At 65.2% G+C, this 1,321-nt stretch carries 2 pseudogenes; both read left to right on the top strand.

Going from position 1 to position 1,321, the window contains the following annotated elements:
- Positions 1 to 209: 209 nt before the first annotated feature.
- A pseudogene (locus ACIOFR_RS42355) lies at positions 210 to 689 on the top strand (transposase); the annotation flags it as partial.
- Between the two features lie 12 nt (positions 690 to 701).
- Positions 702 to 1,241, top strand: a pseudogene (locus ACIOFR_RS42350) (transposase); the annotation flags it as partial.
- Positions 1,242 to 1,321 lie beyond the last annotated feature (80 nt).

The raw sequence follows: 1,321 nt of genomic DNA, 5'->3' as shown, positions 1-1,321 counted from the left end.
GCCCCCTCCCGGAACTCGGCGTCGTACGTACGTCGCTTCCCCACCCTCAACTCCTTATCGGGTCACGACTCCACGCTACGAGGGGAAGCACACATTCAGATGCGGCAGCAACACCTTGAACCGCACGGCAAGTTGGCCGCGCACCCCCTCTGAAAGCGCCATACCAGATCAACGACACCAGCAGACGGAAGCAACATCTTGATTCTCTACGGCTTCACTTCCTGCGCAACACCTTCTCCGTGATCAACAAGGAAGCGGGCGAGATGGTCGCGGCAACGATCCGCACGATCTTCGCCCAGCCCTCCGGGGAAACGGTGCGAGCCCAGCTCGACACGGTCGCCGACATGCTCGGCAAGCAGTTCCCGAAGGTCAAGGAGATGCTGCTGGAAGCAAAGGACGACCTGACCGCGTTCGCCGCCTTCCCGGAACGACATTGGAAGAAGATCCAGTCGACCAACCCGCTTGAGCGGATCAACCGCGAGGTCAAGCGCCGCACCGACGTCGTCCAGGTCTTCCCCAACGACGACGCGTTGCTTCGGCTGGTCACGGCGGTGCTCTTCGAACTGCACGACGAGTGGATCGCTTTCCCCCGCCGCTACCTACCCGAGGGCAGCATGGACCAGCTCTACCCCGAGCTCCCCGAAAGCGCCCCCGCGCTACCCAACACCACGAACACGACCGCCGGTTGATCGGCTACACCACGACAAGGGACACGACCCGAGGAAGCCATGGGCAAGCAGATGTTCGCGATCCTCCGCCAGTTGGACGCCGCCTGCGAGAGCGCCGACGAGCTCGCCGCCGCGACCGAGGAAGCCTTCGCCAGCCACCCGGACTCCGCGATCATCCGCAGCTTCCCCGGCATGGGTCCCCTCCTGGCGGCCCGCGCTTTCGCCGAGATCGGCGACGACAGATCCCGCTTCGCCGACGCCCGCGCGCTCAAGGCCTACGCCGGGTCCGCACCCGTCACCCGCGCCTCCGGCAAGAAGCACTACGTCGGCCGAAGGTTCGTCAAGAACAACCGGCTCTGCAACGTCGGCTTCCTCTGGGCCTTCTCCGCTATCACCGCCTCACCCGGAGCAGGCGGCCACTACCGACGCCGACGCGAACAAGGCGACTGGCACGCCTCCGCGCAGCGCAACCTCTTCAACCGCATGATCGGACAGCTTTACCACTGCCTGCAGACCCGACAGCTCTTCGACGAACGGGCCGCTTTCAGCACACCGCTTCCGATCGCAGCTTGAGCCGTTGATCTGCACCCGCTGACGAACCGGTTCTACGCGCCGAAGCCGTCATCCGGGGCGTCACCCGCAGGGGCCACGCA

The organism is Kitasatospora sp. NPDC088346 (genome assembly GCF_044740765.1).
GTDB lineage: Bacteria > Actinomycetota > Actinomycetes > Streptomycetales > Streptomycetaceae > Kitasatospora.
This window is presented reverse-complemented; position numbering and strand designations above follow the sequence as displayed.